This window comes from Hyphobacterium sp., from assembly GCF_965217055.1.
In the GTDB taxonomy this organism is placed as follows: Bacteria; Pseudomonadota; Alphaproteobacteria; order Caulobacterales; family Maricaulaceae; genus Hyphobacterium.
The window spans coordinates 331694-356353 of record NZ_OZ244227.1 but is presented as its reverse complement, the minus strand read 5'-3'; the positions used below and the strand labels follow the sequence as shown (position 1 = coordinate 356353).

24 protein-coding genes are annotated in these 24660 nt (G+C 64.3%); all 24 read left to right on the top strand.

Annotation, left to right across the window (positions count from 1 at the left end; genetic code table 11):
- The 24 genes from ACOOFN_RS01700 (at position 1) to ACOOFN_RS01585 (ending at position 24615) form a co-directional block, all read left to right on the top strand.
- The gene (locus tag ACOOFN_RS01700) at positions 1-1641 is read left to right on the top strand and encodes a phage portal protein (protein WP_420433051.1); all 1641 of its coding nucleotides are present in this window, start codon (positions 1-3) and stop codon (positions 1639-1641) included.
- A gap of 12 nt (positions 1642-1653) precedes the next feature.
- Positions 1654-3270: a S49 family peptidase gene (locus ACOOFN_RS01695; RefSeq protein WP_420433049.1), complete on the top strand. Its 1617-nt coding sequence runs from the start codon at positions 1654-1656 to the stop codon at positions 3268-3270.
- Between the two features lie 65 nt (positions 3271-3335).
- On the top strand, positions 3336-4019 hold the full coding sequence (locus ACOOFN_RS01690; protein ID WP_420433047.1) for a head decoration protein: 684 nt from the start codon (positions 3336-3338) through the stop codon (positions 4017-4019).
- Between the two features lie 99 nt (positions 4020-4118).
- Positions 4119-5195 (top strand): major capsid protein, encoded by a 1077-nt coding sequence (locus ACOOFN_RS01685; protein WP_420433045.1) that lies wholly within the window; start codon positions 4119-4121, stop codon positions 5193-5195.
- Between the two features lie 120 nt (positions 5196-5315).
- Entirely contained in the window at positions 5316-5693 is a 378-nt protein-coding gene (locus tag ACOOFN_RS01680) for a hypothetical protein (RefSeq protein ID WP_420433043.1), read from the top strand.
- A gap of 9 nt (positions 5694-5702) precedes the next feature.
- Positions 5703-6053 (top strand): head-tail joining protein, encoded by a 351-nt coding sequence (locus ACOOFN_RS01675; RefSeq protein ID WP_420433041.1) that lies wholly within the window; start codon positions 5703-5705, stop codon positions 6051-6053.
- 4 nt (positions 6054-6057) lie between these two features.
- Entirely contained in the window at positions 6058-6807 is a 750-nt protein-coding gene (locus ACOOFN_RS01670; protein ID WP_420433039.1) for a DUF6441 family protein, read from the top strand.
- A gap of 6 nt (positions 6808-6813) precedes the next feature.
- A complete protein-coding gene (locus ACOOFN_RS01665; protein WP_420433037.1) occupies positions 6814-7272 on the top strand; it encodes a hypothetical protein in 459 nt (152 codons plus the stop codon).
- 128 nt (positions 7273-7400) lie between these two features.
- Positions 7401-7601, top strand: coding sequence for a hypothetical protein (locus ACOOFN_RS01660; protein ID WP_420433035.1), 201 nt, complete (start codon positions 7401-7403; stop codon positions 7599-7601).
- Positions 7602-7638: 37 nt separating this feature from the next.
- Positions 7639-8643, top strand: coding sequence for a phage tail tube protein (locus ACOOFN_RS01655; protein ID WP_420433033.1), 1005 nt, complete (start codon positions 7639-7641; stop codon positions 8641-8643).
- Positions 8643-9218 carry a hypothetical protein gene (locus ACOOFN_RS01650; protein WP_420433031.1) on the top strand — a complete coding sequence of 192 codons (576 nt, stop codon included), beginning with the start codon at positions 8643-8645 and terminating at the stop codon, positions 9216-9218. The genes ACOOFN_RS01655 and ACOOFN_RS01650 overlap by 1 nt, the downstream gene beginning before the upstream one ends.
- A gap of 254 nt (positions 9219-9472) precedes the next feature.
- Positions 9473-11977, top strand: coding sequence for a hypothetical protein (locus tag ACOOFN_RS01645; protein ID WP_420433029.1), 2505 nt, complete (start codon positions 9473-9475; stop codon positions 11975-11977).
- A gap of 8 nt (positions 11978-11985) precedes the next feature.
- Positions 11986-12717 carry a hypothetical protein gene (locus tag ACOOFN_RS01640; protein ID WP_420433027.1) on the top strand — a complete coding sequence of 244 codons (732 nt, stop codon included), beginning with the start codon at positions 11986-11988 and terminating at the stop codon, positions 12715-12717.
- A 5-nt stretch (positions 12718-12722) separates the two neighbouring features.
- Positions 12723-13238, top strand: coding sequence for a DUF1833 family protein (locus ACOOFN_RS01635; protein WP_420433025.1), 516 nt, complete (start codon positions 12723-12725; stop codon positions 13236-13238).
- Positions 13238-13651, top strand: a complete 414-nt coding sequence (locus ACOOFN_RS01630) for a C40 family peptidase (protein WP_420433023.1) — start codon at positions 13238-13240, stop codon at positions 13649-13651. Before ACOOFN_RS01635 ends, ACOOFN_RS01630 begins: the two co-directional genes overlap by 1 nt.
- Positions 13638-19016 carry a TipJ family phage tail tip protein gene (gene gpJ, locus ACOOFN_RS01625; protein WP_420433021.1) on the top strand — a complete coding sequence of 1793 codons (5379 nt, stop codon included), beginning with the start codon at positions 13638-13640 and terminating at the stop codon, positions 19014-19016. The genes ACOOFN_RS01630 and gpJ overlap by 14 nt, the downstream gene beginning before the upstream one ends.
- A gap of 12 nt (positions 19017-19028) precedes the next feature.
- A complete protein-coding gene (locus ACOOFN_RS01620; protein WP_420433019.1) occupies positions 19029-19289 on the top strand; it encodes a hypothetical protein in 261 nt (86 codons plus the stop codon).
- Between the two features lie 6 nt (positions 19290-19295).
- Complete coding sequence (locus ACOOFN_RS01615; protein ID WP_420433017.1) at positions 19296-21701, top strand: hypothetical protein; 2406 nt, start codon at positions 19296-19298, stop codon at positions 21699-21701.
- Positions 21702-22613: a glycine-rich domain-containing protein gene (locus tag ACOOFN_RS01610; protein WP_420433015.1), complete on the top strand. Its 912-nt coding sequence runs from the start codon at positions 21702-21704 to the stop codon at positions 22611-22613.
- On the top strand, positions 22610-23143 hold the full coding sequence (locus ACOOFN_RS01605) for a hypothetical protein (RefSeq protein WP_420433013.1): 534 nt from the start codon (positions 22610-22612) through the stop codon (positions 23141-23143). Before ACOOFN_RS01610 ends, ACOOFN_RS01605 begins: the two co-directional genes overlap by 4 nt.
- Positions 23118-23411: a hypothetical protein gene (locus tag ACOOFN_RS01600; RefSeq protein WP_420433011.1), complete on the top strand. Its 294-nt coding sequence runs from the start codon at positions 23118-23120 to the stop codon at positions 23409-23411. The genes ACOOFN_RS01605 and ACOOFN_RS01600 overlap by 26 nt, the downstream gene beginning before the upstream one ends.
- A 58-nt stretch (positions 23412-23469) precedes the next feature.
- On the top strand, positions 23470-23817 hold the full coding sequence (locus tag ACOOFN_RS01595) for a hypothetical protein (protein WP_420433009.1): 348 nt from the start codon (positions 23470-23472) through the stop codon (positions 23815-23817).
- The gene (locus ACOOFN_RS01590; protein ID WP_420433007.1) at positions 23804-24421 is read left to right on the top strand and encodes a hypothetical protein; all 618 of its coding nucleotides are present in this window, start codon (positions 23804-23806) and stop codon (positions 24419-24421) included. The genes ACOOFN_RS01595 and ACOOFN_RS01590 overlap by 14 nt, the downstream gene beginning before the upstream one ends.
- Positions 24418-24615 carry a hypothetical protein gene (locus tag ACOOFN_RS01585; protein WP_420433005.1) on the top strand — a complete coding sequence of 66 codons (198 nt, stop codon included), beginning with the start codon at positions 24418-24420 and terminating at the stop codon, positions 24613-24615. Before ACOOFN_RS01590 ends, ACOOFN_RS01585 begins: the two co-directional genes overlap by 4 nt.
- The last annotated feature ends 45 nt before the right edge of the window (positions 24616-24660 follow it).

Below are 24660 nucleotides of genomic sequence, written 5' to 3'. Positions count from 1 at the left end.
ATGGGTTTTTCCAAGTCGTCTCGCATTCGCGCCAAGGCTCGTGCGCGCGCTATCGGTGCTGTCGCAAAGCCAACGGCTGATGGTTCGACCCTGATGGTGCCCTATCGCTCGCGCACCGCGACACGCGCGGGCGATCCCATGGAGCCAGTGTTTGCCAAGCACCACGCGTCGAGGGGCTCGGCCGATCGCGACTGGCTGCGCGATCGCCTGACAGCAGTGCCAAGAATCCGCCGCCTGGTCATGGACGAACCGCTGGCGGCGTCGGCCGTAGAGCAGAAGTTGGCCCTGATGTTCGGCGGCCAATACCGTTTCGCATCGTCGCCGGACGCCAGCGCGTTTGGCCTGGAGCCCGGCGACAAAGCGATCCGGAACCTGTCCCGCTCGATCGAGGCGGCTCTGGCCAAGGCGAACAACGACCCGGAATTCCGCGTGGACTGGGAACAGGAATTGCCGCCGGATCTGATCATCGAGCTGGCGCAGCGCCACCATGAGGTGGACGGCGAAGCCGTGGTCATGTTCAACGCGCTGTCGGAAGAGGAGGCGTGGCCGTTTCAGACCGCCTTGCAGGTTATCGATCCGGACCGGCTGGCCAACCCGCTTGGCGCGATCAATACCGATACGCTTCGCGACGGTGTGCAGTTTGATGAGCGCGGCCGGGTCGACGCCTATCACATCCTGAATGGTCACCCGTACGATGTCGGGTTGGCCCAGCTCAAGGCCATGACCGGAGAATGGTTTCCGCGTTGGGATCCGGATGTGCCGGGCCGCCCTCGCGTCGTGCATCTGTTCAAGAAACGTCGCGCCGGCCAGAGCCGCGGGATTTCGCAATTCGTCTCGGTGTTGTCGCGGCTGCAATCGCTGTCGGACTTCAATGAGGCCGAGCTGCGCAGCCGCGTCCTGAACGCCCTGATCTTCGCGTCGATCTCGTCAAATATGGACGGCGAGTACATATCCGAGATGTTCTCCAACGCGGGCGATTCCGAACAATTGCTGGCGACACGCAACAGGTTCTACGAGGAATCAGACATCCGGGTCGGCGGCCACAACGTGATACGGACATTCCCCGGCGATGAAGTCCAGATCAACCAGGCGCAGCGTGACACGAATGCCTATGCCGATACGATCTGGGCGATCGCCAGCCAGTCGGGCGCCGGTCTTGACCTGGCCGCCGAGCTGTTGAGCCGCGATTACACGCGCACGACCTTCCTGTCGGGCCGCATGTCGCAGATCGACGCCCGGCGCACGATTGCGCGCAGCAAGCGCATCACGAATTACAAGCTGCGCAATCCGCTGAATTATTGCCTGATCATGGAAGCCTTTTACGCCGGCGAGCTGGACCTGCCGCGCGGGGCGCCCGACTTCTTCGAGAATCCGGCGGCGTACACGGCCGGCAAGCATCTCGACGGCCGGCATGAGTATGTCGATCCGGTCAAGGAGGCGATGGGTGACCGCCTCCGGTTGGAGAACGGCACTATCGCCCCGTCCGACCTGGCTGCCGAACATGGGCAGGACTTCCAGGAATTGGTCGGCCGGATTGCCCGCGACCAGAAGTTTCTCGAGGAAAATGGCGTCTCGCTCGGCGACGTCGCCGACATGGCGCGCGCCGCTCGCGACATCGCCGCTGACGATCCCAAAACCTAGCAAGGAAATGCGATGAGCCGTTTTGTGACGAGCCAGGGCCGCAGCCTGCTGGCCATGATGCCCCATGCCGATCTTGAAAAGCGCCTGGCTTCGGCGCTGGCGCTCAACCCGTCAGTTCAGCGCATGCGCTGCGCTGAACCGGGGTTGCTCGAACGTGGCGGCGAACTGGCCTCGGCTCTGGTTTCGCCAGAATCCATTCTATTCGGCGGCGGCGAACGTCCGCCGGCGCCGAAGGGGTCGCCCGCGCGTATACCGGACTGGGCCGAGGACGAAGGGCCGGAACGGACCGAGTTTTACACATTGATCGGCAACATCGCCCTGATCGGGATCGAGGACGTGCTGACACCGCGCGGCTGGTACGATTGGTGGGACGAGTGCTGGATCGGCGGCTATCGCCAGATCATCAATTCTTGCCGCGCCGCCGCCGAGGATGATCGCGTCGACGGCGTTCTGTTCTGCATCGACTCGCCGGGTGGCCTCGTCCAGGGCAATGACGAAGCAGCCGCTGCGATCCGCGACCTTGCTGCGGCGAAGCCATGTGCAGGTCACGCCACGCTGATGGCCTCGGCGGCGATGCTGCTGGGGTCTTTTGTGCCCAACCTCTATGCCGACAAGGTCGCCTCGATCGGCTCGATCGGCGTGCGGATCAGTTTCTGGGACATCGAAGGTGCGCTCGAGCGGTTCGGTGAGCGGGTTCATTCCTACAAATCCGGCGCGCTGAAGGACATGGGCGCGTATTTCCGCGCCCCGACCCAAGATGAGGCGGCACTGTTCCAGGCGGAAGTCGACCACTGGGCGGACCAGTTCTACGAGGCCGTCGCGGCAGGGCGCGGCATTGATCTGGGCGAGCTGCGCGAGACCCATGGTTTTGAAGCCAAAGTCTTTACCGCCGGCGGCCCGCCGGATCTCGATCCGGAGGCTGTGGGCCTGATCGATAGCGTCCTGACCCAGCAACAAGCTTTCAACGCACTGACCGCCCTCGTAGGGGCGGCCGGTCCCGGTTCCAGCGCTGTGGCCACAGGCCGCGCCACTGCGCACACGGACATCGAAGCGGCCGATGTCGATGACGAGGAGACAGTGATGTCACTGCAAGCGAAACTGGCCGCGCTGCAAGCCAAGGCCAAGAGCGGCGATGCCGATGCACAAGCCGAACTCGAGGCGCTCCAGGCCCAGCTCGGTGGAGCGCCATCTGCCGAAACCGATGAGCCGGAAGGCGAGGACGGCGTCGACGATCCGGAAGGTGAGTCTGACGGAGAAGATCCCGAAGGCGAGGACGGCGACGACGACCCGGAAGGTGAAGCCGACGGCGACGACCCGGAAGGCGAGGGCGATGATGACGACGACGAACCGTCGGCACGCTCCGACGCCGGCCGGAAGATCGCCGCCATCGCGGCCCGCGAAGGCAAGGCCAAGCTCGGCGGCCAGCTCGCTGCCGATGTCGGGTCTGGCGAGATGACCTACAAGGCAGCGCTCCGCACGCTGAAGGCGGCGGCCCGCGAAGAAAACCCTGTTCGCAAGGCGCTTGCGAAAGGGCGAAACGGAGCCCGCCCTGCCGCGGCGTCCGAAGATGCCGGGAAGGGTGAGGCGCGCGCCCTCCTTTCTGCGGCGATGAAGCGCCGCGCCCGCTGACGCTTCGCCAACCCCGTCCGGTCCGCACCGGGCGTCTCTGACCCCCAGTAACAAGGAGATTGACCATGTCTCTCATGGTTTCCACGGCGACCGAACCGACGCGGCTTTCGGACGTCATCAAATATGAACTCGAGCCATCCTACTGCCGCAGCAAACGCGTGCTTCTGGCCGGATCCGGTGCGATTCGCACCGTAACTATCGGCTTGATCGTCGGCGCGGATGCCAGCCTGTCGGTGGCTTCGGCCGCTGGCGGCGGCAATACCGGTGACGGCACCATTTCAGGTGTTGCGCTCGGCGAGGACGCAGTGCCGGGCATTTACACCCTGGAATGCATCGCTGCGGCTACTGACGGCGGCACGTTCGCCGTTATCAACCCGGACAATGAGGCCCAGGCCGATGCCATTGTCGGCACGGCCTACGACAATGACGAGATCGCGTTCACCATCAATGATGGCGCGGCCGACTTCGTGGTTGGCGACACCTTCACGATCACCGTGACTGAAACGGCCGGCAAGGTTGCCGCGCTGGATCTCACCGCGGCCGATGGCCTCAACAATGTCGCGGGTATTGTGATGCAGAACGCCCAGGCGCCGGATGGTGCCGACAGCAATGTTCTCATCCTCGAGCGTGGTCCGGCGATCGTGAGCCGCGACGGCCTGACCTATCCGTCGGGCGCAACCAGCGACCAGAAGGCGGCGATCGATGCCGCCCTCGAAGCCAAGGGTATCTTGGTCCGCGACGCCTACTAACCCTCCACCCAGCCTGGCGGGCGGCTTCGGCGGCCCGCCAATTTTCCCTGACAACGCCGGGGACCTCCCGGTCACATCTCAATTCCAGGAGAGGCAGAAATGCTGACTTTCAACTTTCCCTTTACCGCCCGGGAGATGACGGAGGAGGTTCGCCTCCACCCCAAACGCTACGGCCTTGTGTCGGCTCTGGGCGTCTTTCCCCTTGAAGCCATCCCGACGACCTTCGTCCAGATCACCGAGGACAATGGCGTGATCAACGTGCTGCCGGCCGGTGAGCGCGGCGGTCCCGGCGAGCAGGTCGAACGCGGGCGGCAGAACCTGAAGATCTTCCAGATCCCGCACTTCCCGGTCGAGGACGTGATCCGCGCCCTGGACCTGCAGGACCGGAAGGTCGTGATGAACGGCCAGGAAGTCGCGGCCAATCTGCCGGACGAATTATCCAAGGTGCTGGTCGAGTTTGGCCGGCGTTTCGCCATCTCGGCGGAATATCTGCGCATGTCCGCGCTCAAGGGTGTCATCAAGGATGGTGCCGGCAACACACTGACCAACCTGTTCACCGATTTCGGCGTCTCCCAAACGGAAGTGGACTTCGTGCTGGGCACGTCGACCACCGACGTCCAGGCCAAGGACGAAGAGCTGCGCGGCCACATCGAGGACAATCTGCTCGGCGACACCATGGACGGTGTGATCTGCCTGGTTTCGCCGGAATTCTTCGGCAAGCTGATCCAGCACGACAAGATCACCGACTTGTTCAAGTACACCCAGGACGAAACGCGCGAGCTGCGTAGCCTTCTGGCCAAGAAGACCGGTGGACTGATCGGGCGGGTGTTCAATCCGTTCGGCGGTGTGACCTATGTCGAATACCGGGCGTCGGCCCCGATGAAGGGCGGCAATGAGCGGTTCATCGCTGCGAATGATGGCTATGCCTATCCGACCGGCACGCAATCGACCTTTGCCACATTCGGCGGTCCGGCCGACACGCTCGAGGAGGTTAACGACCTTCCGTTCGTGACGGAAATGGATCTGCAGGACGGGACCGAGAGCTTCGCATTGCCGAGCTTTATCTCGGCCGAGCTGAAGAAGCACGGCAAGGGCGTCGATCTGTGGGGCGAGATGAACATTCTCCCGCTCTGCAAGCAGCCGAAGGTGTTGGTGAAAGCCACCACGTCGAACTAGGCGGTTCCGCCGCTGAACTGAAGCCACGTCGGGCCGTCAAAGCGCGGCCCGACGTGTTTTTCCCTGCCGATTGCGATCGGCAGCGATGAACACGTCAACGGGCTCAAACAGGAGACAGTCATGAGCGAGAACGATCTGTTGCAAAGCGGCGAAGCCGCAAAAACACCCGACCCCGTCAAGCCGGCGGACGCCCCTGCGGAGAAAGAGGCGACACCGCCAACGGTCGCGGCGCCGAGCGGTTCCGCCGAGCCGGGATCTGCCGCGAAGCCGGCGGCCGAGCAGACCAAGAAGGCGCCAGCCAAGGAGGCCAAGAAGGCGTCCGGCAAGAAGGTCAAGAAGGCGTCCGGCAAGAAGGTCAAGGCGTCCGGCGTGGTTCGCGTCCGTCTTCTGGAGGCGATCGAGGGTTTACCCGGCCACGTCGCAGGCGACGTCGTGACCCTTTCGCGCCGCAAGGCCGATGAGCTCGGCCTGGTTATCGGCAACTGCCAGGAGGTCTAGGCAGCAACCATGTCTCAGTTCTCCGATGCCTTTGGCGGCGCGCTCGATACCATCTATGCAACGATGGGCGATGCCGCAAAGTATCGCACACCGGGCGGGGCCGCTGATGGCTCGGAGGACCTGGACTGCGTCGTGATCGTCGATCGCGAAAGCGAGCGTTACGATCTCGGCGATATGGGGCCGACGCGCGCCGATGGTGTGTCCGCTCGGATCCGGAAGTCGGACCTGGCCGCGCCGATGCGGACCGGGACGATCAGGCCCTCGGCTGGCGAGTACTCTGGCAGGGTCCTGACCGTGATGGCAGACCCGGACGTCATCGCAAACGATGAGTGGCGCCTGACCGTCAAGCTGTCAGCCTGACGCCATGCCCCGGTCCCGTGTCGATCGGTTCCTGTCTGGCGATGGCCTTGGCCTCGCGCTGGACGCCGAATACATAGATGCGGCCGATGAAGCGCTGGCCTTTTTCGAGACCGCAGCCATGGCCGCGGCTGATGAGCTCGCCGACTATGGCAAGCGGGCATTCCGTTCCGATATCGAGGCGGCGCTCGGACCTCGCATTGCGAAAACCCTGCGGGCACGGGTCTTTCCGGAACGGGGCAAGCAGTCTCTGGGCCCGGCTGTCGAGTGGCGCAGCAAGGCACCGCGGATCCTTGCGGCGTTCTCGGAAGCCCAGACCCTCCGGTCGCCGCGCGGCCGTTTCCTGGCGATACCGTCCGAGGCGGCCCGGGCGATCCGTGCACCGCGCGTCGTCGGCTCGGACGGCAATGTCCGTCGCGGCCGCGCCGCTCTTATCGGCGCGGTGGAACGGCGCTACGGCAAGCTCCGGCACGTTTTCCTGCCGGGCAAGAAATACTCGCTGCTGGTCGCAGATAATGTCCGGATCACCAAGACCGGGCGCGTTTCGTCAAATATCACTCGCCGGCGTGACGGCACGTCCTATTCGCGGCTTCAGGGCCGCACCACGGTCGTGATGTTCATTCTGGTCCCGCAGGTCCGAACCCGAAAACTGCTGAACCTGGACAGCGTTTCCAGTGTTATCGCTGGCCGGGCATCACAGATCTTCGTGCGCGCTTTCGCCGATATCGCACAACGCCATTTCCCTGGCGAAGGATAGGCCGACATGACGCAACCTCTTACCACGCTGGCGGCCGTGCGGACGCGTCTTGTGACCTATATCGAGGACGCCATCTCCGGGGTCGGTGAGGCGCCGGCGCTTGAACGCGATGATCCGCTTCTCGCTGAAGGGGGTGAGGCTCGACTTGGTCTTGTAACGCGCCGGGTACAGATCACCGACTACCAGCTGGGCGGCTCGCAACCGGTCTATCACCTGGCGGCGGATTTCACCGTCGCGATACAGGATTTCGACATGTCCGCTGATGAACGCGAAGCCATGCCCGACGCGTTGCGCGCCGCGATCGGCGCGGCGATCGGCGCGGCGCCCTGGCTGGCAGACTATCACGGCTATGTCGAGGCCGGCGACGTCGATCTCGACACCGATCAGGTCGGCGATGCCGAGCCTGAACATCAGCAGATCATTTCCCTGACCGTCGCCTTCCTGTCCGCCAGCCCGGTGGGTTGACGGGATTTTTCGCTTTTCAATCTGTTCCATCCCGCTCCCCCGCCCAGACCACCCAACAGGGTACCGTTTCCGGGTGGCTGGGCCGGGGGCGCGGGACGGCTTTGCGACCAACAAAAATGGAGATCCTCATGGCCAAGGCCAATGCCAAGCCGAAAACCGAAACCGAGAATGCGCCTGCGATCGCGGAAAAGCCGGCGCCCTACGTGTTGACCAAGCCGGTCGACGGTGTCGGTCCCAAGGGCCGGCTGATCTGGCGCACTGCTGACGCAGCCAAGGATCTGCCTGTCCGCAAAGCCACCGATTCCGATATCGCCCTGGCGGCTGGTTAGGCCGCCGTCCAGCCGCTTATAGAGAAGGACCTTTCCCATGGCACAACATCCCACCGGCCGTCAGGCCGTCATGCACCGCCTTGGCCAACTGGCCATGGGCACTCTGGCGTCCGGCGACTATGTGCCGGTCTCCTATTTCACGCCGTTTACGCCGCAGCGCAGCCAGCCGCTGGAGGACAATCCGCAAATCGGTGTCGAGGCCGACAACGTGCTGGATGCCCAGCCCCCGGCGCCAGGGCTGGTCGATGCGCGGATCTCGGCGCTGGCTATTCCGCTGTGCTTCAACAATCTCGGCTTCTGGCTCCGCGACATCTTCGGTGACCCTGCCGCGGCGACGGGTGCAGACCCCTATACCCATGTCTGGACGTCAGGAAAGGAGGCCCTGGCGTCGACGCTGGCGTGGGCGGAAGGTGCGAAACACCGGGTCGCAAACAGTTTCGTCGGCGAACGGATCGAGATCCCGTTCGGCCAGCAGGCCGGCTTCCGGCAGGTACGCTTGTCTGGTCCCTGCATCGATATCCAGAACGAAGCCTCGTTCGACCTCGGCACACCGCCCTCGGCGTTGGCTGCTGTACAGGCGCCCGGTGCGGTCTGCGGGATCCGCAAGAATGGCAGCGAGGTAGCCCGGATCCTGTCCGGATCGCTGACGTATCAGCGCGAGTTGACCAATCTGCGCTACGCCAAGGCCGACACGCAATTGTCGTCCGGCTTTGCCGCCGAGGGGGCTTCGCTGACCGGCGAGTTCGAGCTTCGAGCTATTGACGACACGTTCTACGATTATGCGCGGTCGGCGCATACCGCATCCGGTGTCGATGATTGGGAATTCGAGTGGCGTTTTGATCCGGCGTCGTCGTCGAACAACACGTTCACAATCGCGGTTCCGGCGCTGCGCTTCGAGCCGATGGAGCGCTCGATCGACACGCCGCACGGCAGGACGGAGCGTTTTCGGTTCCGTGGCGAGCAAACCGCTGCAGCACCGCTGGTCACCGCTACGCTGGTCAACAGCCAGGCCGCCTATACCGCCGGTGTGGAGAGCGCGTGATGAGCGTTTTGCGTCTCGACGGCAGCGACGACCCGTTCTGGGTGGACCTGCCGGTTCCACATGTCGACGACCCGAAGAAGCCGGCGCGGGTCAAGACGCTGTCGCGCTGCGAGGCGGTGGATGCCGCCGCGCAGGCCGCCGCTTATGCGCCGATGCCGGTGCGGCTGCGGGACGAGGCGGAGGAGGACTGGCGCGAGCGCTGTGCCGCTGTCCTCAACGGCCTCGGCTACGGTCATCTCGTTAAAAAGATGGCGCCCGCCGCTGCGGTGACCGGCGCGCTTACGGATCTGACCGACAAGGCGTTGGCGCGTGCCCTGATTTGCGAGTTCGACGGGCTGTGCGCCGGTGACAAAGGCACGCCGCTTGACGCCGAAGACGAAACGCATCTCGGCGCGTTCATGCGGTCGCGTCCGCTGCGCCGCGCCTGGCTGCGGGCCATAAACGCCCGCGCGGCGGGGCTGGCCGATGAGGGAAACGGATCCGGGCCGTCATCGGTTGGCGCGCCTCCGGTGGCGGCCGGATCTGTGAAGACTGCCGGCTCCGCGGCGACGGATGCCGAGAGCCCGGAGGGCTAGGGCCGGAACACAAGCCCTGTCCTGAAAAAACTGCCGCGCCGCGCACTGTCGAGGGCGCGGCACTGGCCGTCGCCGCCATGCAGCCGGGCTGCTGGCGGTTTTCATTTGGCGGGGTTGCCGGTCTCGACGGCGAGGCCGTTCTTGCTCGCCTGCCGGCCCGCGCGTGTCACGGCACCGCACGCGCCCTTCTACCTTACGCCGAGGCCGGTCTCCTGGATGGCCTGCCTCGGGACACTTCAGCGGAGTAACGCCTGATGGCCCGAAATTCGGTCAATACAGCCATTCTCCGGTGGTCGGTCCGCGACGAGGAGAAGTGGCGCCGCCAGTTCCAGGCTGTGGGGCCGGAAGCCGAGCAGATGTTCGACCGGATGTCGCGGAGCGCCCGGCCGGCGAATGATAATCTGAAAGCGCTGGATCGGACGTCCTCCGAATTGCGCGACGGATTCGAAGATCTCGCCAGTCGTGCCGGTCCGCTCGGCAACATACTACGGGCCTTGGGGCCGGCCGGACTTGCCGCTGCGGCAGGAATCGGTGCGGCGGTAGCGGCCGGCGGACTGTTTCTGCGTTGGCTGGACCAGGCGCGGGACACCACACGTTTCGCAGGCGATCTCGAATCGGTCTCGCTGTCAGCCGGTGTAGCTGCTGCCGACATTCTGGATCTTCGCACCGCGCTGCAATTGGCCGGCGCTGCCGGCGAGAACGCTGACGCAGCGATCGAGGAATTCAATAAGCGGCTCGGTGAATTCCGTGCTTTCGGAACAGGCGAGCTACGCGACGCCGTCGAACAGCTGGGCCTGGGCGACGCGCTGCGCGACGGCCGACTACCAGTCGAGGCCGCCCTGGATCGCGTCCTGGACGCGCTCGAGGACATCGAGGATCCCTCGCGCCGGCTGTCGCTGGCCGACAAGCTCGGTCTGCGCGACGCAGCGCCGCTGCTGCAACGCAGCGCCGACGAGATCGCGCGGATCCGCGATTTGACTTCGGAGATCAATGCGGGGTTCAGCGCAGCGCAGCAAGCCGAGCTGGCCCTGGCCGAGGCCCGTTTCCGGGAAATCGAGCTGCGGTTTGAACGCAACCGCCAGGTTCGGTCGTTTGCGGTCCTGGACGAGGCGGTCACCCGGCAGGAGGCACTGCTCGGCCTTGACGAGTTGAGAACCGCCGCTGTGCTGCAACGGCGCGATCTCGAGGATCTGTCGATCGCCCAGCTTGAAGATCAATTGGCGGTCCAGAACCGGCTTCTGGCGATGCGTGGCATGAACAATGCCCAGATCGCAGCGACGGGATCCGCGCTTTCTCTGGTCCTCAACTTGCTGAACGACGAGGTCGACGCGACCGAACGAATTCGCAATCTGACCTTCGAAATCGCACAGCGGCGAATTGAAGCCTACCTGATCGAGGCCAATTCCGGTCGCCCGCGCGACGATGATGACGGGTCGCCTGGCGAGGATTCGCCGTCCGTTAGCCTCGAGGAGCGTCGCCAGGCCGAGGCGCGGCTCGCCGCACAGATGGAGCGGGCGCGTAGCCCGGCGGAGCGCTACGCCGCTGCGGTGCGCCAGATCCGCGACGATTATGCGGCGTTGACCGACGAGCAGCGCGCTGCCCTGGGTGTTACCGAGGACTGGGTCGATCGCATGATCCTGGCCGAGCGCATCGCCAACGGGCTGGCCGATGCCACGGCCCTGTTGAGCCGCGCCGAACGCGAGAAGGTCTGGCTGACCGAAGACATGGCCGCCGTCCAAGAGGCATGGAACCGGATCGCCGGGGATTCGATAACCGCTGAACAGCGTGCCGAGACAGCCATCAAGGAGATCAATGAGGCGCTGGCCTGGCGCCTGTCGCAGATTCCGGATCTGGTCGAGGGCGAGATCGGCTATGCCGAAGCGATGGCGCAACGCGCCGAGGCTGAATCGATTGCTGCCGAGGCCATCAAGCGGGTCAATCGCGCCGAGATCGAGCGAGCGGCGGCTTTCGCGGCCGGATCCGTCGAGCAGGAGCGTTTGAACGCACTGGATGCGCTGAAACTGGAGCTTCTGGGTGAAGTGGCTGACCCCGAGGCCGCCATGATCGAGCGTCGGCGCGAGCTCAACACGTTGGTCGAGGCAGGCACGATCAGCCAGGAGCGGGCTAACCGCGAACTGGCCCTCTACCGCGCCGAGTTGGCCCAGTTGGAGGCCGAGATGGCCGGATTTACCGGCCTGGGCAAACTGATTGCGGATGGTGCGGATCTGCGTGAGGGGCTGGACGGCGTCGCCACCGATTCCCTGACCGCCTTGTCGCGCGGCCTGGTCGATGTAATGCGTGATTTTGACAATGCCGGTGAGGCGGCTGGCCGGTTTTTCGACACGATCGTCGAAGGGCTGATGGAACTGGCCGTTCAGCGATACATAATCGGACCGTTGGCCGATGCGCTGTTCGGGTTCCTGGACGGTGTGATGCCCGGTGCGGCCTCTGCAGGGCTCTCCGCGGTGACGGCACCCAAGGCAGGCGCGATGTCGGGTGCTTCCGTTGCCTCTGTCGCTGCTGCCGCCGCTGCGGCGCAACGTCCGGCTCTGGCCGGCGGGCAAATTGAAACCGTAACGGTTCACGGCGCGCCGGAAGGCAGTGAAGCGCGTTCCGCCGCGCGTCCGGGCAGAGACGGCGGCATCGATCTCGACGTCTGGATCGAAGGCAAGATCGCCCGGTCGGCCGAGCGCGGCCAGCTCGGCCGCATCCTGAAACAGCGGGGCCTGGGGCCTGTTCCCGTGGCCCGCAGCCGGTAGGAGGCGTCATGCCGTCCTGGCCGTCTCTGCCCGGCGCCATGGAGCGTGCCGGCTATACCGTCTCACCGCCCGTACTTGTCCGAGAGGCGCCGCGCAGTCGCGGGAAGTCCCGACTGCGCCGCATCTTCCGGCGCGGCGCTTGGAAAGTGTCAGGTGCGTTCCGGTTCGACGACACCGACCTGGCCACGTTCGAGGCGTTTTTTGCAGAAACGCTGCGCAGCGGCGAATTGAGCTTCGACGGACTGGCCCGGCCCCATGACGGGGCGGTCGGTCGCGCCCGGTTTAACGCCGAGAACGGATACGAGCTGGCGAGGGCGGCTGGCGAGACCCGGGTCAGCGTCGAGGACATGGAATTCTGGGCGGAGCCCACAGATCCAGGTGGTCTTGGCAAGGCGTGGCCATCGATCAATCCGGCAATGCTGGCGGAAGGCTATGCGATCGGCGCGGCACCGGGCGCGATACGCGGAGCGATGGCTGGTTTCCAGGGTCAGCGCGGCGTCAGCCGCGCCGTGCCGCAACGCGTTACCGGTGTGTTCCGCTTTACCGATGCCGAGTACGCGCTGTTTGAACAATGGTTCGTTCATGGGCTGGGCTACGGCGCCCTGGCGGTGACCGGCTGGCCCCGCCCGCATGACGGCGCGTCCGGCCAGGCCCGGTTTGATGCCGCGGAGCCCTGGACGGCTCTGCGCACCGCCGGCGGCTGGCGTGTCGCGGCCAATATCGATTTCATCGAGGACTAGGCGTCATGGCGAGCCAGACCCATCTGGAAAACGAAGCCGCCGAGGAAACGGCGGACGTCTATGCATGGCTGATCACGATCGATCATGCCGGACTCTCCGATCCGATATATGCGGTTTATCACGAGGTGGATCCGGCCAGTTTCGATCCCGAGGATCCGGCCGCAAATGCCGTGACCTCGAACGGGCAAGACTACACCTTTTACCCCTTTGAATTCGTGCGTCCGCCGAAGAACGACGATCTCGCCGCCGCGACCACGCTGCGAATTGAGAATGTCGATCGGCGCATCGTTGAGGCGTTGCGTGACGCCCGCCAAGTCTCCGCCGACCCCGGCACGGTTCGCGCCGCCTACATCCGGCTCGACGCGCCCGATGTCGAAGAGGAGGCGTATGAGGGTTATGAGCTGACGCAGGTCGATTATGACGAGCGGGTTCTGACTGGCGCGTTGTCGGTGCCGGACCTGGCGCGCGAGCCTTATCCCGCGCAGCGCTTCTCGCCGCAGCAATTTCCGGGGCTGGCGTGATGATCGACTGTCCTGGCGCGCTGGACTGGACGCAGCGCTACATGCGGATCCCGTTCGTCGATGAGGGGCGCGGCTTTGACGGCGCCGATTGCTACGGGTTGTGCTGGCTGGCCTGGCGTGAAGAGCGCGGCGTCACGCTGCCCGATGCCCTGATTTACGGCTCGACCGATGTCGAGAATACCGAGGCGCTTAACGCGGCGATTGCGTCACGTCGGCCGGACTTCGTCGCGGTTGAAGATCCAGAGCCGTTCGCCCTGGTGCTGTTCCGGTGTGAGGGGCGGCCTGTCCATATCGGGCTGTGTGTCGGGCAGGGCTATTTCTTGCACACCGATTCCGGGACCGGTGTGATGCTGGATGAGCTGACGGCGCGGCGCTGGTCCCGCCGGATCGAGGGTTTCTATGCGCCGCGATAATCTGGGCGAGGTCCGTGTCAAGGGCCTTCGCAACACCTATCTGGTTTCGGTCTGCGAGCGGCCGATCATCGGTGCCGCGCGGACGTTACGCGTCCCTGCCGGCCGCTCACTGGCCGATGAGGTCGCCGCGCATGTCGCGGATCCCGTGCTGCGCAGTCACGTCGTGGTGCGGATCAACGGCGTCGAGATCGACCGGGTCGCCTGGGCGGCGACGGTGCCGCGGCCCGGCACTCTGGTCGAGATCGGTGTCCGCCCGCACAGGGGCGGTGGATCCAATCCGCTGCGCCTGATCCTGCAGATCGCCCTGGTCGCCGCGACCGCGTGGATCGGTGGCGGTGGACTTGTCGGTCTGTTCGGGACGTGGGCTGGATCGAGTATCGGTGCCGCCGTTCTTGCCGGCGCAGCGGGTGTGCTGGGCAGTTACGCGATTAACGCGATCGCACCGCCACCGCAGGCCGGATTTGCGCAGCGCGGTGCCGGCGAGGCGATTTCGCCGACCTATTTCCTGCAAGGCGCTCGCAACCAGAACCGGCTGGGCCAGGTCGTCCCGAAAGTGCTGGGCCGGCACCGCATGGTCCCGCCGCTCGGCGCCAAATTCTACACCGAATCAGCGGGCGGCGAGATCTATCTCCGAGGTCTGTTGTGCTGGGGCGTCGGCCCGGTTCAGATCTCCGACCTGAAAACCGGCGACACGCCGTTCGCGGATCTGAACCCGGAAATCGAACACGCGCTCGGATTTGCCGACGACGAGCCGCTGACGCTGTATCCGCGCGCGGTCGATGAAATCGAGGGCGGTGGCGAACTCGATGCTGCGGCCGGATATGTGCGGCGCACCACCTCGGACGACGCGGTCGAGATCTCGATCGATATCGACTTTCCCCAGGGGTTGACCCAGATCGATGCGCAGACCGGGGCGAAACAAGAGCGCTCGGTGCAGCTGGATATCCGATATGCGCCGGCCGACGACGCAGGTGAGCCTGTCGGCAGCTGGAGTTATGAGCGTGTCGACGTCGCCGGTGCCAACGCCTCGGCTACGGCCCAGGGCGGCAACCGCCTGGCTTTGCCGGATTTCGGTATCACTTACGAGGACTGGTATGGCGGTCTGCCTGGCGGCGGGGGCGGCACGGCCTTTGGCGCCTGGACTATCTCGCGGGCGACGCGACAGCCCTTCCGGGTCAATACCAGCTGGGCTGTGCCGAAATCCGAATATGGCTATGTCGTTGAGGTCAGGCGGGTCACCGCCAACAGCGCCGACGACCTGGTCCTCGATGTCTGTAACTGGTCGGTGTTGCGATCGATCAGCGCCAACCCGCCCGTCCTGGCGGAAGGCGTCGCGCTGACGGCTTTCCGGGTTCGCGCGACCGGCCAATTCAATGGGGTTCTCGACAACATCAATGCCACGGTCGAGTCCGTCGTCGACACCTACCAGGCCGGCGAGGGATGGACCGGCGGCAATCCGGCCTTCTCAAACAACAATGCGGACCTTTTAAATGAGGTCCTGGCCGGCGCGGCGAACGCCCGGCCGATCGGCTCCGCGCGAACGGGCTGGGCGTCGTTGGAAAAATTCTGGCAGCACTGCGACGACAACGCGTTCACCTTCAATCATGTCGTCGATTATGACGCGTCGGTTGAATCCGTGGTGCAGGCGATCTGTGCGGCCGGCCGGGCGCGCGCCTTCTGGAACGGCCCGAGGCTCGATGTCGCGATCGACGCGGTCAAGCCTGTCCGCCAGGCCCTGTCCGGGCGATCAGTCCGGTCCTATCGCGGCCGCATTTCCTTTCCGGGTGCCCTGCACGGCGTGCGGATCCCGTTCAACAATGAGGACCAGGGCTGGCACCTCGACGAGCGCGTTGTCTATGCGCCCGGTTATGACGCTTCGAACGCGACGCGGATTGAAACGCTGGAACTGGTCGGCAAGACGGATCCGGCGGAGATCTTCAAGGAGGGCGAGTTTCACATCGCCTCGGCGATCGCCCAGGCCGGCGAAGCGCACGAGATCATCGTTGATGCCGATATGCCCGGCATCACACTGGGTGAGCGCTTTCTGTTCAGCCATGACGTGCCGCTGTCTGCGGCCGTGGCTGGCCGGGTTACCGCATTGGCGACGGATGGTGCGGGTGATGTCACCGCCATCACACTCGACGAGTATGTCGAGTCCGAGGCCGGCAAGAGCTACGGCTTGCGCTGGAAATATGCCGTCGAGGATCCTGACGCGACGGGCGGCGGATCCTACGTCTATGAGGTCTCCGACACTCTGGCCGTGACGCCGGCGGCGCAGCGCAGCCGGGTCCTGGACCTGTCATCCCCGGTCGATCCGGCCGACGCGCCCCAGATCGGCGACGAGGTCCTGTTCGGTCTGGCCGGCGAAGAGACGCTGGATCTCCTGGTCCTGGACATCGACAATTCCGGCGACGACGCCGTGCGGATCACCGGCATCCCCTATGCGCCGACGCGCCACACCGGCACTGTCCCGCCCAGCTTTTCCACCAAGGTCACGCAAGGCTACACGCCTCGCCCGCCCAAGCCGGTGCTGACCGGTATTGTGCCTCTGCCAGAAGGGCTGGCGATCGACTTCCGACATCCGTCCGGATCGCAGAACCCGGCCGTGCAAACCGAGGTGCGCTGGCGCGAGACGCCGGCCGAGGGTGTCACGGCCGATTATGACGTTCTCCCGGCCCTGGCTGCCGAAAGCTCGCGCCTGGTCACGCCTGCAGTCGATCATGCGTTGACCTATGATATCGAGCTGACCGCCGTCGCCAGCGATGGCAAGCGATCGGAACCGCTGGTCATCGCAGCGGTGCCTGGGGCGCTGTCCCTGCCGGATCCGGAGAATGTAACGGCAACCGGCGTCACGCTGGACGCACCAAGCGGTGCGAAGATCCCGGCGCTGCGGGTCACTGCCGATGGTGTGACAGACAGCCGTGCCGCCGACTTTGTGATCGAAACCAAGCCCGCCGGCGCCGATGCCAGCGAGTATCGTGTCGTCGGGACCGCACCGGCCGGCCTGCCGTCCCGCGATATTCGCGCTGTGACCGGCGGCCAGGACCTGGACGTGAAAGTCTATTTCCGAGGTCACCGACCGTTCGGCACGACCAGCGCGAATCCGGTCGAGGTTCTGGGCGTCGAAATTCCTGATGAGCTCGTCGCGACCAACTCTACCAAGCTGGGCGGCGTCGATGCCGATCTGCTTAAAGGCAAGATCGAACTAGGCGCCCAACTCTCGCTCCTGAACTGGCTGGCCGACCCGCTTTTCGAGACGGGTGTGCAGGGCTGGGAAACGACTGGCGGCGGCATGGTGATGCCGATTGCCGGCAACCCGCGCGCCATTCAGACGATGTGGGATTTTGACAATAGCGGACGTCCTGCGGACACGCATATTACGTGGCCAGAGCGTCGGAAAGTGTCGGAAGGACAGGCCGTACAGGTCGGTGTTGAAACCGGCATGTTGAGCGATTGCGCGTCGGCAGTCGTCGAAGTCGTATGGCTTGATGAGGATGGCGCGGAGCTGTCGGCCAGTGAGGTGGCCAGTGGTAGCTCGGGCCGGCTCACTGGAATCGTCACGGCGCCCCAAGACGCGGTGCAGGCTTTTGTCCGAATGGCGCCGGTGGCCTCCGCTGCGGGGAAGGGCGGCTTTATCATTCGCCGCCCCCTGGTGGCCTATGCGCTTCCTGGTCAGGAAGATGTCGACACGTTCGCCGCGCCCGAGAACGAACTGGTCGCCCGGATTGCCTATCTCGAACGAATTGTCGGCGGCGTGGCGCAGACCGAGCGCAATCTCGCTGTCGAAACGCGTCGAGGCCGGGCCGGCTATCGCGAGAACCAGCAAGCGATAGTTGATGAGACCGGTGCACGGGTCTCGGCCATTGCGGCGCTCGAAGCAAGCTACCAGGCGGCGGACGCTTCCCTTCAAAGCTCGATCAACGCGCGCGCAACGATCACCTATGTCGATCAGGTCATTGCGACCGAGAGTTCCGCCCGCGCCACGGCGATCAGTCAAATCGAGGCGAACTTCGAAGCCGCCGACGCAGCCCTTCAAACCGCGATCGATGCTCGCGCGACGATTACTTATGTGAACGACGCGATCGCGACAGAGCAAGGCGCCCGCGCCACGGCGATCAGTCAAATCGAGGCGGCATATCAGTCGGCCGACGCAGGGCTTCAAACCGACATCGATGCTCGCGCGACGATCGTATATGTGAACGACGCGATCGCGACAGAGCAAGGTGCCCGTGCCTCCGCGATCAGTACGCTCGAAGCAAACTACCAGGCGGCAGACGCATCCCTTCAAAGCTCGATCAACGCGCGCGCAACGATCACCTATGTCGATCAGGCCGTCGCAGATGAATCGTCGGCGCGCGCCACCGCAATCAGCGATCTGACCGCCGACTTCAACGGGCTTGAGGCTTCGGTGATAACGAACGCGTCGGCCATTGCGAATCTCGAAGGTGCATCGGCCATCTACGAAATCCTTGTCGCCGCTGGTGGCGGCGTCCCCGCCATTGCCCGGCTTCTTGCCGGCGTCGGCGGATCTGAAGTGCTTCTTGCCGCATCGAGAGTGATGCTCGCCAATCTCGGCGCCGGGGAGGACGAATACGAGGCCGTCCTCGAGGCGGTCGGTGGCGAAGCTTTCTTCTCACGTGCGATCCATATCGACGACGGGAACGGAACGCCGGTCAAGCGCCTGATCATCGGCCCGAACACCAACTGGGTGATGTGGCTCGGCGCCGCCAACAAGACGGCCGCAACGGCGACACTTGGTAATTGCGACTTCGCCCTGACCACTGGTGGCGAAATCTATCTCGGCGGCGAGCTGGCAACGGCCGGTGGGAAGATCCTCGGCACGGCAATCCAGCAGGCCAACCAGTCTGACCAGCTCTCGGCTGACCTGTCTTTCGGTACGTCCTGGACGCAGGCTGCGAAGATTTCCTTCGACGATGTGATCCTGGCGCACGCCTTTCTGTTCGAAGGGACGCGGATCACGACACGCTCGACGTCGAGAGGGACGGGCGCTGCGAACGACGAAGGGACGATCAACTGGGAGATACGCCTGCACACCGACGGCAATGAGGACATCTACGCGAATGGACTCACCGTCGAGTCCGGCGCGATCCCCATTACCGAGATCGGCGGTGGAACGAACCTCTATTGGTCGAACGGCGGCGATATCGGCCTCTGGACCGGTTTTGACAGCTTCTACAAGACGATCACCGGCACCTGGGACACTTACCCGAAAACCCACTGGTACGTCCTGTGGGTGAGAATCGGGAGCGGCCCAGCAACGACCGGCTATCTCGATGGCGTCGATATTCCAACCCGCCTCGAAGCAACCGCCCTTGCGCCACAGATGGCGAAGAACCCGAGTTAACAGGAGACACCCATGTCCAAATCGCCCCGCACCGCTGCCGAAATCGCTGCCGACAAACAACGTCTCGCCGAGGAAGAAGCTGCGCTCGCCGCACCGCTGATCGCGGCTGTTGAGAAGGCGCTTTCGTCGAAGGCGTTCGAGGGCGCCGAGAATGCCTGCAGCGAGGCCGAAGACGGGCTGCTGGACGGCCCGGTGAAGCTGCAGGTCTCCAACTGGCTTCGCGTCACACAGAACCTCAAGGCGACGATCGAGCGCGCCACCGCAAAAGGCTAAACCGTCATGGCGAATGTCTTCATCTATATCCCGAACAACAAACCCTACACGGACACGCCGACCGGCGAACCGTTCGAAGCGGGCAGCTTCAACCTGTTCGACAGCAGTGATCAGGACGAACTCGATCAAGCCAACCGGATCATCGCGGCCGGCGGCGGCTTCGACGTTTCGGAACTTGTGTCTGCGCTGATCCAGATTTCCTGGGCGAACATCACCGGTAAACCGTCGACATTCACGCCTTCAGCACACACGCATTCGGCCGATGACGTGGACTCCGGCACATTCCACGACGACCGGATCTCCGAGAGCAATGTCACCCAGCACCAGGCTGCGCTCGCGCTGGCAATTGCTCAGGTTTCCGGACTGCAGGCGGCATTGGATGCGAAACTCGAAACCGCGCTGAAAGGCGCGGCCAATGGACTGGCTGAACTCGATGCCAATTCGCTCGTGCCACTGGCGCAGATCCCGGCGCTACCCGCGAGCCAGACGACTTCCGGCACATTTCACGCCGACCGCATCCCCGATCTCGACTGGTCGAAGATCCTTTCGACGCCGACCACGCTTTCCGGTTACGGCATCACCGATGCACTGACCTCGACTCAGGTCGGCGCGCAGATCCAGGCCGCGATCGATGCCCTGGTCGACGGGGCGCCCGGTGCGATCGACACGCTCAACGAACTGGCTGCGGCCCTGGGCGATGATCCCGACTTCGCAACAACCATCACGAACTCGATCGCCGCAAAGCTCGATGCTTCGGTCTGGCAGGCCGCGACGGACGCGATCGACGGCTACATGTCCAAAGAGGACAAGGCGAAGCTCGACGGTATCGAAAGCGGCGCCACGGCCGACCAGACGCCCGCAGAGATCCGTGACGCCTATGAAAGCAACACAGACGTCAATCGCTTCACCGACGACGACCATAACAAGCTCGATGGAATTGAGACGGCCGCTACGGCGAATTCGCCGGACGCCACATTGCTCGATCGCGCCAATCACACGGGGACGCAAGCACAGTCGACCGTTGATGGCCTCGAGGACGATCTCGCCGCGAAAGTGGGTCTCGACGACTTGCCGTATGCCTCCTTGATCAAATACTCGTCGACGGATACGACGACCGACCTGGCGGATGCCGGCGGAGCCACAGTCCAGTGGAATTCAGCGCTCATCACCGACAGCGCGATCTCGATCGGCGGCACCAACGACACCGAAATCAGTTTTGCCGAGAATGGCAAATACCGCGTGGCCGTTCGGCTCGCCTACGAGGACATCAGCACCGAAGGCATCGACGTCGACAACTCGGTCGGTTTGTTCTTCAAGCTCAACGGCGTCGGCACAGGGCCGCAGGGCATCGGTTCGGTGGTCAAGAACACGGCCGGTGCAAACGAAGGGCAGGTCTGGCTCGAGGACGTGATCGACATCACGGACTACGCCAATCAGAAGGTCACTGTTCACACCCAACGGCTTTCAGGCGCCGACGAACTGCGGCTGCGCAGCGGTGAAAGCTCGCTGATCGTCGAAAGGGTCGGCGGCAAGAGCGCCCTGCTCGCCGCACAGCAGATTTCCGATATCGTGGGTCTGCAGGACGCGCTCGACGACAAGCTCGACGACAGCCAGAAGGGCGTTGCGAACGGCCTTGCCGAACTGGATTCGGGCGGTCACATCCCGACATCACAGATCCCGGCCAGTGTGCTGGGCGCCCCTTTGATTCAAGGGACCTGGAACGCAGCGACGAATACGCCGACGATTCCCGCCGCCGCATCCGGCAACAAAGGCCATTACTACAAGGTCGCGGTTGCCGGTACGACCGAAATCGACGGTGTTAGTGATTGGGGCGTCAATGACTGGATCATCTCGAACGGTTCGACCTGGGAGAAGATAGACAACAGCGAAAGCGTCACCAGTGTTGCCGGAAAGTCCGGCGAAGTGACCCTGGTCAAAGCTGATGTTGGACTGGGGAATGTCGACAACACTTCGGACGCCGACAAGCCGGTTTCTACGGCACAGCAGACGGCTCTCGACGCGAAGCAGGCGACCGGTGAAAAGGGCGCTGCCAACGGCTATGCCTCACTGGATGGCGACGGGAAGGTGCCGCTGGACGAACTGCCGGACGCCCTGAATTCGGCAGAAGTGCTGATCTCGGCTGATGCCACCCTGAACGATGCCACCGCGCCTCCCGGCCGATTGATTCGGGTGAAGGCGGGTGCGGCACCGGGATCACGGATCACGCTCACCATTCCGGATGACCGGCCGCAGGGCTGGCGGCGCACCATCCTGGTGAGCGATGGCACCGCCGAATTCGCGCTAGGGAACAACGCGCTTGAAGACCTACCAGGCGGCGATACGGCCGTCATAACGGCAGGCAATCGCGCAACGATTATCGCCGACACGGCGAACAATTTGGAGGCTTTCTAGATGTCTGACTTTGAAATCGGATCGGGCGCGAGCGGCGGTGGTGGTGACGGCCTCTCAAACCCGGAATATGCGCTGCTGGATCGGCAAGAATTCACCGCGTCCGGCACCTGGACAAAGCCCGCCGATGGCGCCGGCAATATCGCGGCGGGCACGGGCATTTTCCTTTTTGTGCAAGTGCGCGGCGGTGGCGGCGGCGGCGGCGGTTGTGGCGACCGGCAATACTACGCTGGCGGCGGTGGCGGCGGCGGTCACGACGAAGGTGTGCTGCCTATCGCCGACGCTGGTGCGACGGAAACCGTAACCGTTGGCGCAGGCGGGGCGGGCGGCGCCGGAAACAGCTCAAATGGCAATGATGGCTCGGCGGGTGGCGATAGCTCATTCGGCACGCATTTTACCGCGACGGGCGGCGGTTATGGCGACACGCAATATAGAACCCAAACGGCTAATCAGGCAGCGGGCGGTTCGCCGGGAGGCGGCGCGGGTGGCAGAAGCAATGGTGATTACACGTCGCAAGGCATGAGTGAGAGTTATGACGGGGAGCCGGGCCAGCCGGGCGGCATCGATGCGCCTTTGGCCATGGGCGCAGGCGGTGGTGGCGGCGGTGGCGGCGCGACTTACTGGGTGAGCGCAAACCGCGACGGCGGAACAAAAGGATCAGCCGCTAATGTTCCGCCCGGATTTGGGCCTCGTTCTTATGGCCCCGGCTCCGCCGCTGTGAATGACCTTGGTGGTGACGGGGGCAAGGGCGGTAATTCTAGCGGCACGAGCGGCGGTTGGGACGGTGCCAATGGCGAGAATTACGGCGGCGGCGGTGGCGGCGGCGGTTCTGCCGGATCAAGCCAAAGCGGCGGTGACGGCGGCGACGGTGCGCCTGGCAAGGTGATTGTGGAAGTATGGGGAGCGGCGACATGAGCAGGCTGGCAATAGTCGAAAACGGCGTGGTTACGAATGTCGTCCTGGCCGGGCCGGATTATACTCCGCCCGCAGGGGCGGTCGCTTGTCCTGATCGTATAGGTAAAGGCTGGACCTATGACGAGGAATCCGGTGAGTTTTCCGCGCCGGTTAGGCCCGAGCCGAAGAGACAAAAACCGAAAGGCGTCTCGCAGCTCGATTTCAGTCGGAAATTCCTTCGCCGTGAACAGGCGAAGCGCTGGATGGCGACGGTCCTGCGAGCCCGCCGTGCTGTCGAGGCCGATACGGCAACGGCGGTGCAGGAGGAAATCGCGCTCGCCTATGAGCACTTCACGCAAACCGACGGGATCGATTTCAATTCGCCCGACGTGCAGGCCGCGATTTATGTGATGTATATCGAGGGTGCTTTCGGCCCGGTCTATGACCCGGCGACCGGCGTGCCGCCGACTACGGACGAGCAGTTCGCCATCGACGAGGCGGCGCGCATGGCTGCGGGTATTCCGTATGAAGAAGTCGACGCCCCCGCCTGAATACCTTGATGGCTGCACCCTGGCTCCGGACTGCCTGGGCAGGGTCAGCCACAAGGACATCTGCAACGATCACGATCTGGATTATTGGTCCAAGCGGACCCTGCTAGACAAGGTCGTGGCGGATGCCCGGTGGGCCGGCCGTATCATGTGGCGGCACCGCGCAAACTTCCCCTGGCAACCCGTAGCGATCGTCCTGGCGATCGTCGGCTGGCTGGGCGTCACCCTGGTCGGCGGGTGGATGTGGAAGTTCCGACACAGGTGGGACTAGCCAACCTCACGTTATTCGACCCGCTATGGCGGGTGTTTTCATGCCTTAAGGGGGCGACATGGAACGATTCTCAATCCTGGAATGGGCATGGCTGTCGCTTCTCGGGCTGGCCGGCGCGGGGCTTTATGCTTTGCATATCAGGGCGACACGGCCCATTGAGATCATCACGATCACGCTGACCGGCATCACGGTTGCGGCGTTCTTCGGGCCGGCACTGCATGACGCGATCCTGCCGGCATTCGCCAAGGGCGAGTCCAGCCTGACGGCCGTAGGGTTCGGATCCGGATATCTCGGCATGCTGATTGTCCGTTTTATGCAAAAGGCGTTCACACTGATCGCGCCGCAAGCGATGGCCCGCATGGGATTGGACGTGCAGCCCAGGGAGCGCCGCGATGACCTGGACTAGCCGACTTTGCCGGGCGGCCGAGCGGCCGATGCTGTGGTCCGTGTTGCTGGCCGCCGCCTTCGTGATGCTGTCGTGGAAGGCCGGTTTTGAGCCCGGCGTGCGGATTATCCCGGGCGCGGCACCGATGCAGTTCAACACGGCCCTGTGCTTCGGGCTGTTGGCCATCGCCGGGCTGCGGCGTCACCAGCCGGATATGAAATGGTGGGCGGTGGCCGCACTGCTTCTCGCCGCTTTGACGTTGGTGCAGGACTACTCACGCGTAAATGCCGGCATCGATCAGGCGTTTCAGCGCGCCTGGTATTTCGAGAACACACCTGAGCCCGGCCGCATGGCGCCGTTTACGGCGGTCGGCTTCATCTTGATCGCCGCCGTCCGGCTGACCAATCGCGCGCCGGTTGCGATTCTGCTGCTCGGCGTCGTTGTGCTCCGTGCCGGCGCGGCCCTGATCGGCTATGGGATCGAGACCGCCGAGCTCTACCAGATCGCCGAAGACAAGACCGCAATGGCCGTCCATACAGCAGCGCTGTTCGCAGCCTACTCAACCGTCGAAATCTGCCGACTGCACGCGCGCTGGCGGCGACGAACAGGAAAGGAATCGACATGACATCGACCGTCAATCAATCCACGGCCGCGCCGTCCCGCAAGGTCACTGCGGCGATGATCGCCGGCGCGATCGCCACTGTCCTGGCATGGGGTATTTCCGCCATTGCCGGCGTCGACGTGCCGCCCGGCGTGGAAAGCGCCTTCGCGGTGATCCTGACGGCCGGTGCGGCCTACTGGATCCGGGAGCGCGCCTAGGCCGTCACCTTTCCAGGTTTGCACAAATTCCTGACCCGCTTCGTG

Bases quoted from the DNA above. Each gene is read 5' to 3' on its own strand.
- ACOOFN_RS01700 (WP_420433051.1), top strand. From the start codon at position 1: ATGGGTTTTTCCAAGTCGTCTCGCATTCGCGCCAAGGCTCGTGCGCGC.
- ACOOFN_RS01695 (WP_420433049.1), top strand. From the start codon at position 1,654: ATGAGCCGTTTTGTGACGAGCCAGGGCCGCAGCCTGCTGGCCATGATG.
- ACOOFN_RS01690 (WP_420433047.1), top strand. From the start codon at position 3,336: ATGTCTCTCATGGTTTCCACGGCGACCGAACCGACGCGGCTTTCGGAC.
- ACOOFN_RS01685 (WP_420433045.1), top strand. From the start codon at position 4,119: ATGCTGACTTTCAACTTTCCCTTTACCGCCCGGGAGATGACGGAGGAG.
- ACOOFN_RS01680 (WP_420433043.1), top strand. From the start codon at position 5,316: ATGAGCGAGAACGATCTGTTGCAAAGCGGCGAAGCCGCAAAAACACCC.
- ACOOFN_RS01675 (WP_420433041.1), top strand. From the start codon at position 5,703: ATGTCTCAGTTCTCCGATGCCTTTGGCGGCGCGCTCGATACCATCTAT.
- ACOOFN_RS01670 (WP_420433039.1), top strand. From the start codon at position 6,058: ATGCCCCGGTCCCGTGTCGATCGGTTCCTGTCTGGCGATGGCCTTGGC.
- ACOOFN_RS01665 (WP_420433037.1), top strand. From the start codon at position 6,814: ATGACGCAACCTCTTACCACGCTGGCGGCCGTGCGGACGCGTCTTGTG.
- ACOOFN_RS01660 (WP_420433035.1), top strand. From the start codon at position 7,401: ATGGCCAAGGCCAATGCCAAGCCGAAAACCGAAACCGAGAATGCGCCT.
- ACOOFN_RS01655 (WP_420433033.1), top strand. From the start codon at position 7,639: ATGGCACAACATCCCACCGGCCGTCAGGCCGTCATGCACCGCCTTGGC.
- ACOOFN_RS01650 (WP_420433031.1), top strand. From the start codon at position 8,643: ATGAGCGTTTTGCGTCTCGACGGCAGCGACGACCCGTTCTGGGTGGAC.
- ACOOFN_RS01645 (WP_420433029.1), top strand. From the start codon at position 9,473: ATGGCCCGAAATTCGGTCAATACAGCCATTCTCCGGTGGTCGGTCCGC.
- ACOOFN_RS01640 (WP_420433027.1), top strand. From the start codon at position 11,986: ATGCCGTCCTGGCCGTCTCTGCCCGGCGCCATGGAGCGTGCCGGCTAT.
- ACOOFN_RS01635 (WP_420433025.1), top strand. From the start codon at position 12,723: ATGGCGAGCCAGACCCATCTGGAAAACGAAGCCGCCGAGGAAACGGCG.
- ACOOFN_RS01630 (WP_420433023.1), top strand. From the start codon at position 13,238: ATGATCGACTGTCCTGGCGCGCTGGACTGGACGCAGCGCTACATGCGG.
- gpJ (WP_420433021.1), top strand. From the start codon at position 13,638: ATGCGCCGCGATAATCTGGGCGAGGTCCGTGTCAAGGGCCTTCGCAAC.
- ACOOFN_RS01620 (WP_420433019.1), top strand. From the start codon at position 19,029: ATGTCCAAATCGCCCCGCACCGCTGCCGAAATCGCTGCCGACAAACAA.
- ACOOFN_RS01615 (WP_420433017.1), top strand. From the start codon at position 19,296: ATGGCGAATGTCTTCATCTATATCCCGAACAACAAACCCTACACGGAC.
- ACOOFN_RS01610 (WP_420433015.1), top strand. From the start codon at position 21,702: ATGTCTGACTTTGAAATCGGATCGGGCGCGAGCGGCGGTGGTGGTGAC.
- ACOOFN_RS01605 (WP_420433013.1), top strand. From the start codon at position 22,610: ATGAGCAGGCTGGCAATAGTCGAAAACGGCGTGGTTACGAATGTCGTC.
- ACOOFN_RS01600 (WP_420433011.1), top strand. From the start codon at position 23,118: ATGAAGAAGTCGACGCCCCCGCCTGAATACCTTGATGGCTGCACCCTG.
- ACOOFN_RS01595 (WP_420433009.1), top strand. From the start codon at position 23,470: ATGGAACGATTCTCAATCCTGGAATGGGCATGGCTGTCGCTTCTCGGG.
- ACOOFN_RS01590 (WP_420433007.1), top strand. From the start codon at position 23,804: ATGACCTGGACTAGCCGACTTTGCCGGGCGGCCGAGCGGCCGATGCTG.
- ACOOFN_RS01585 (WP_420433005.1), top strand. From the start codon at position 24,418: ATGACATCGACCGTCAATCAATCCACGGCCGCGCCGTCCCGCAAGGTC.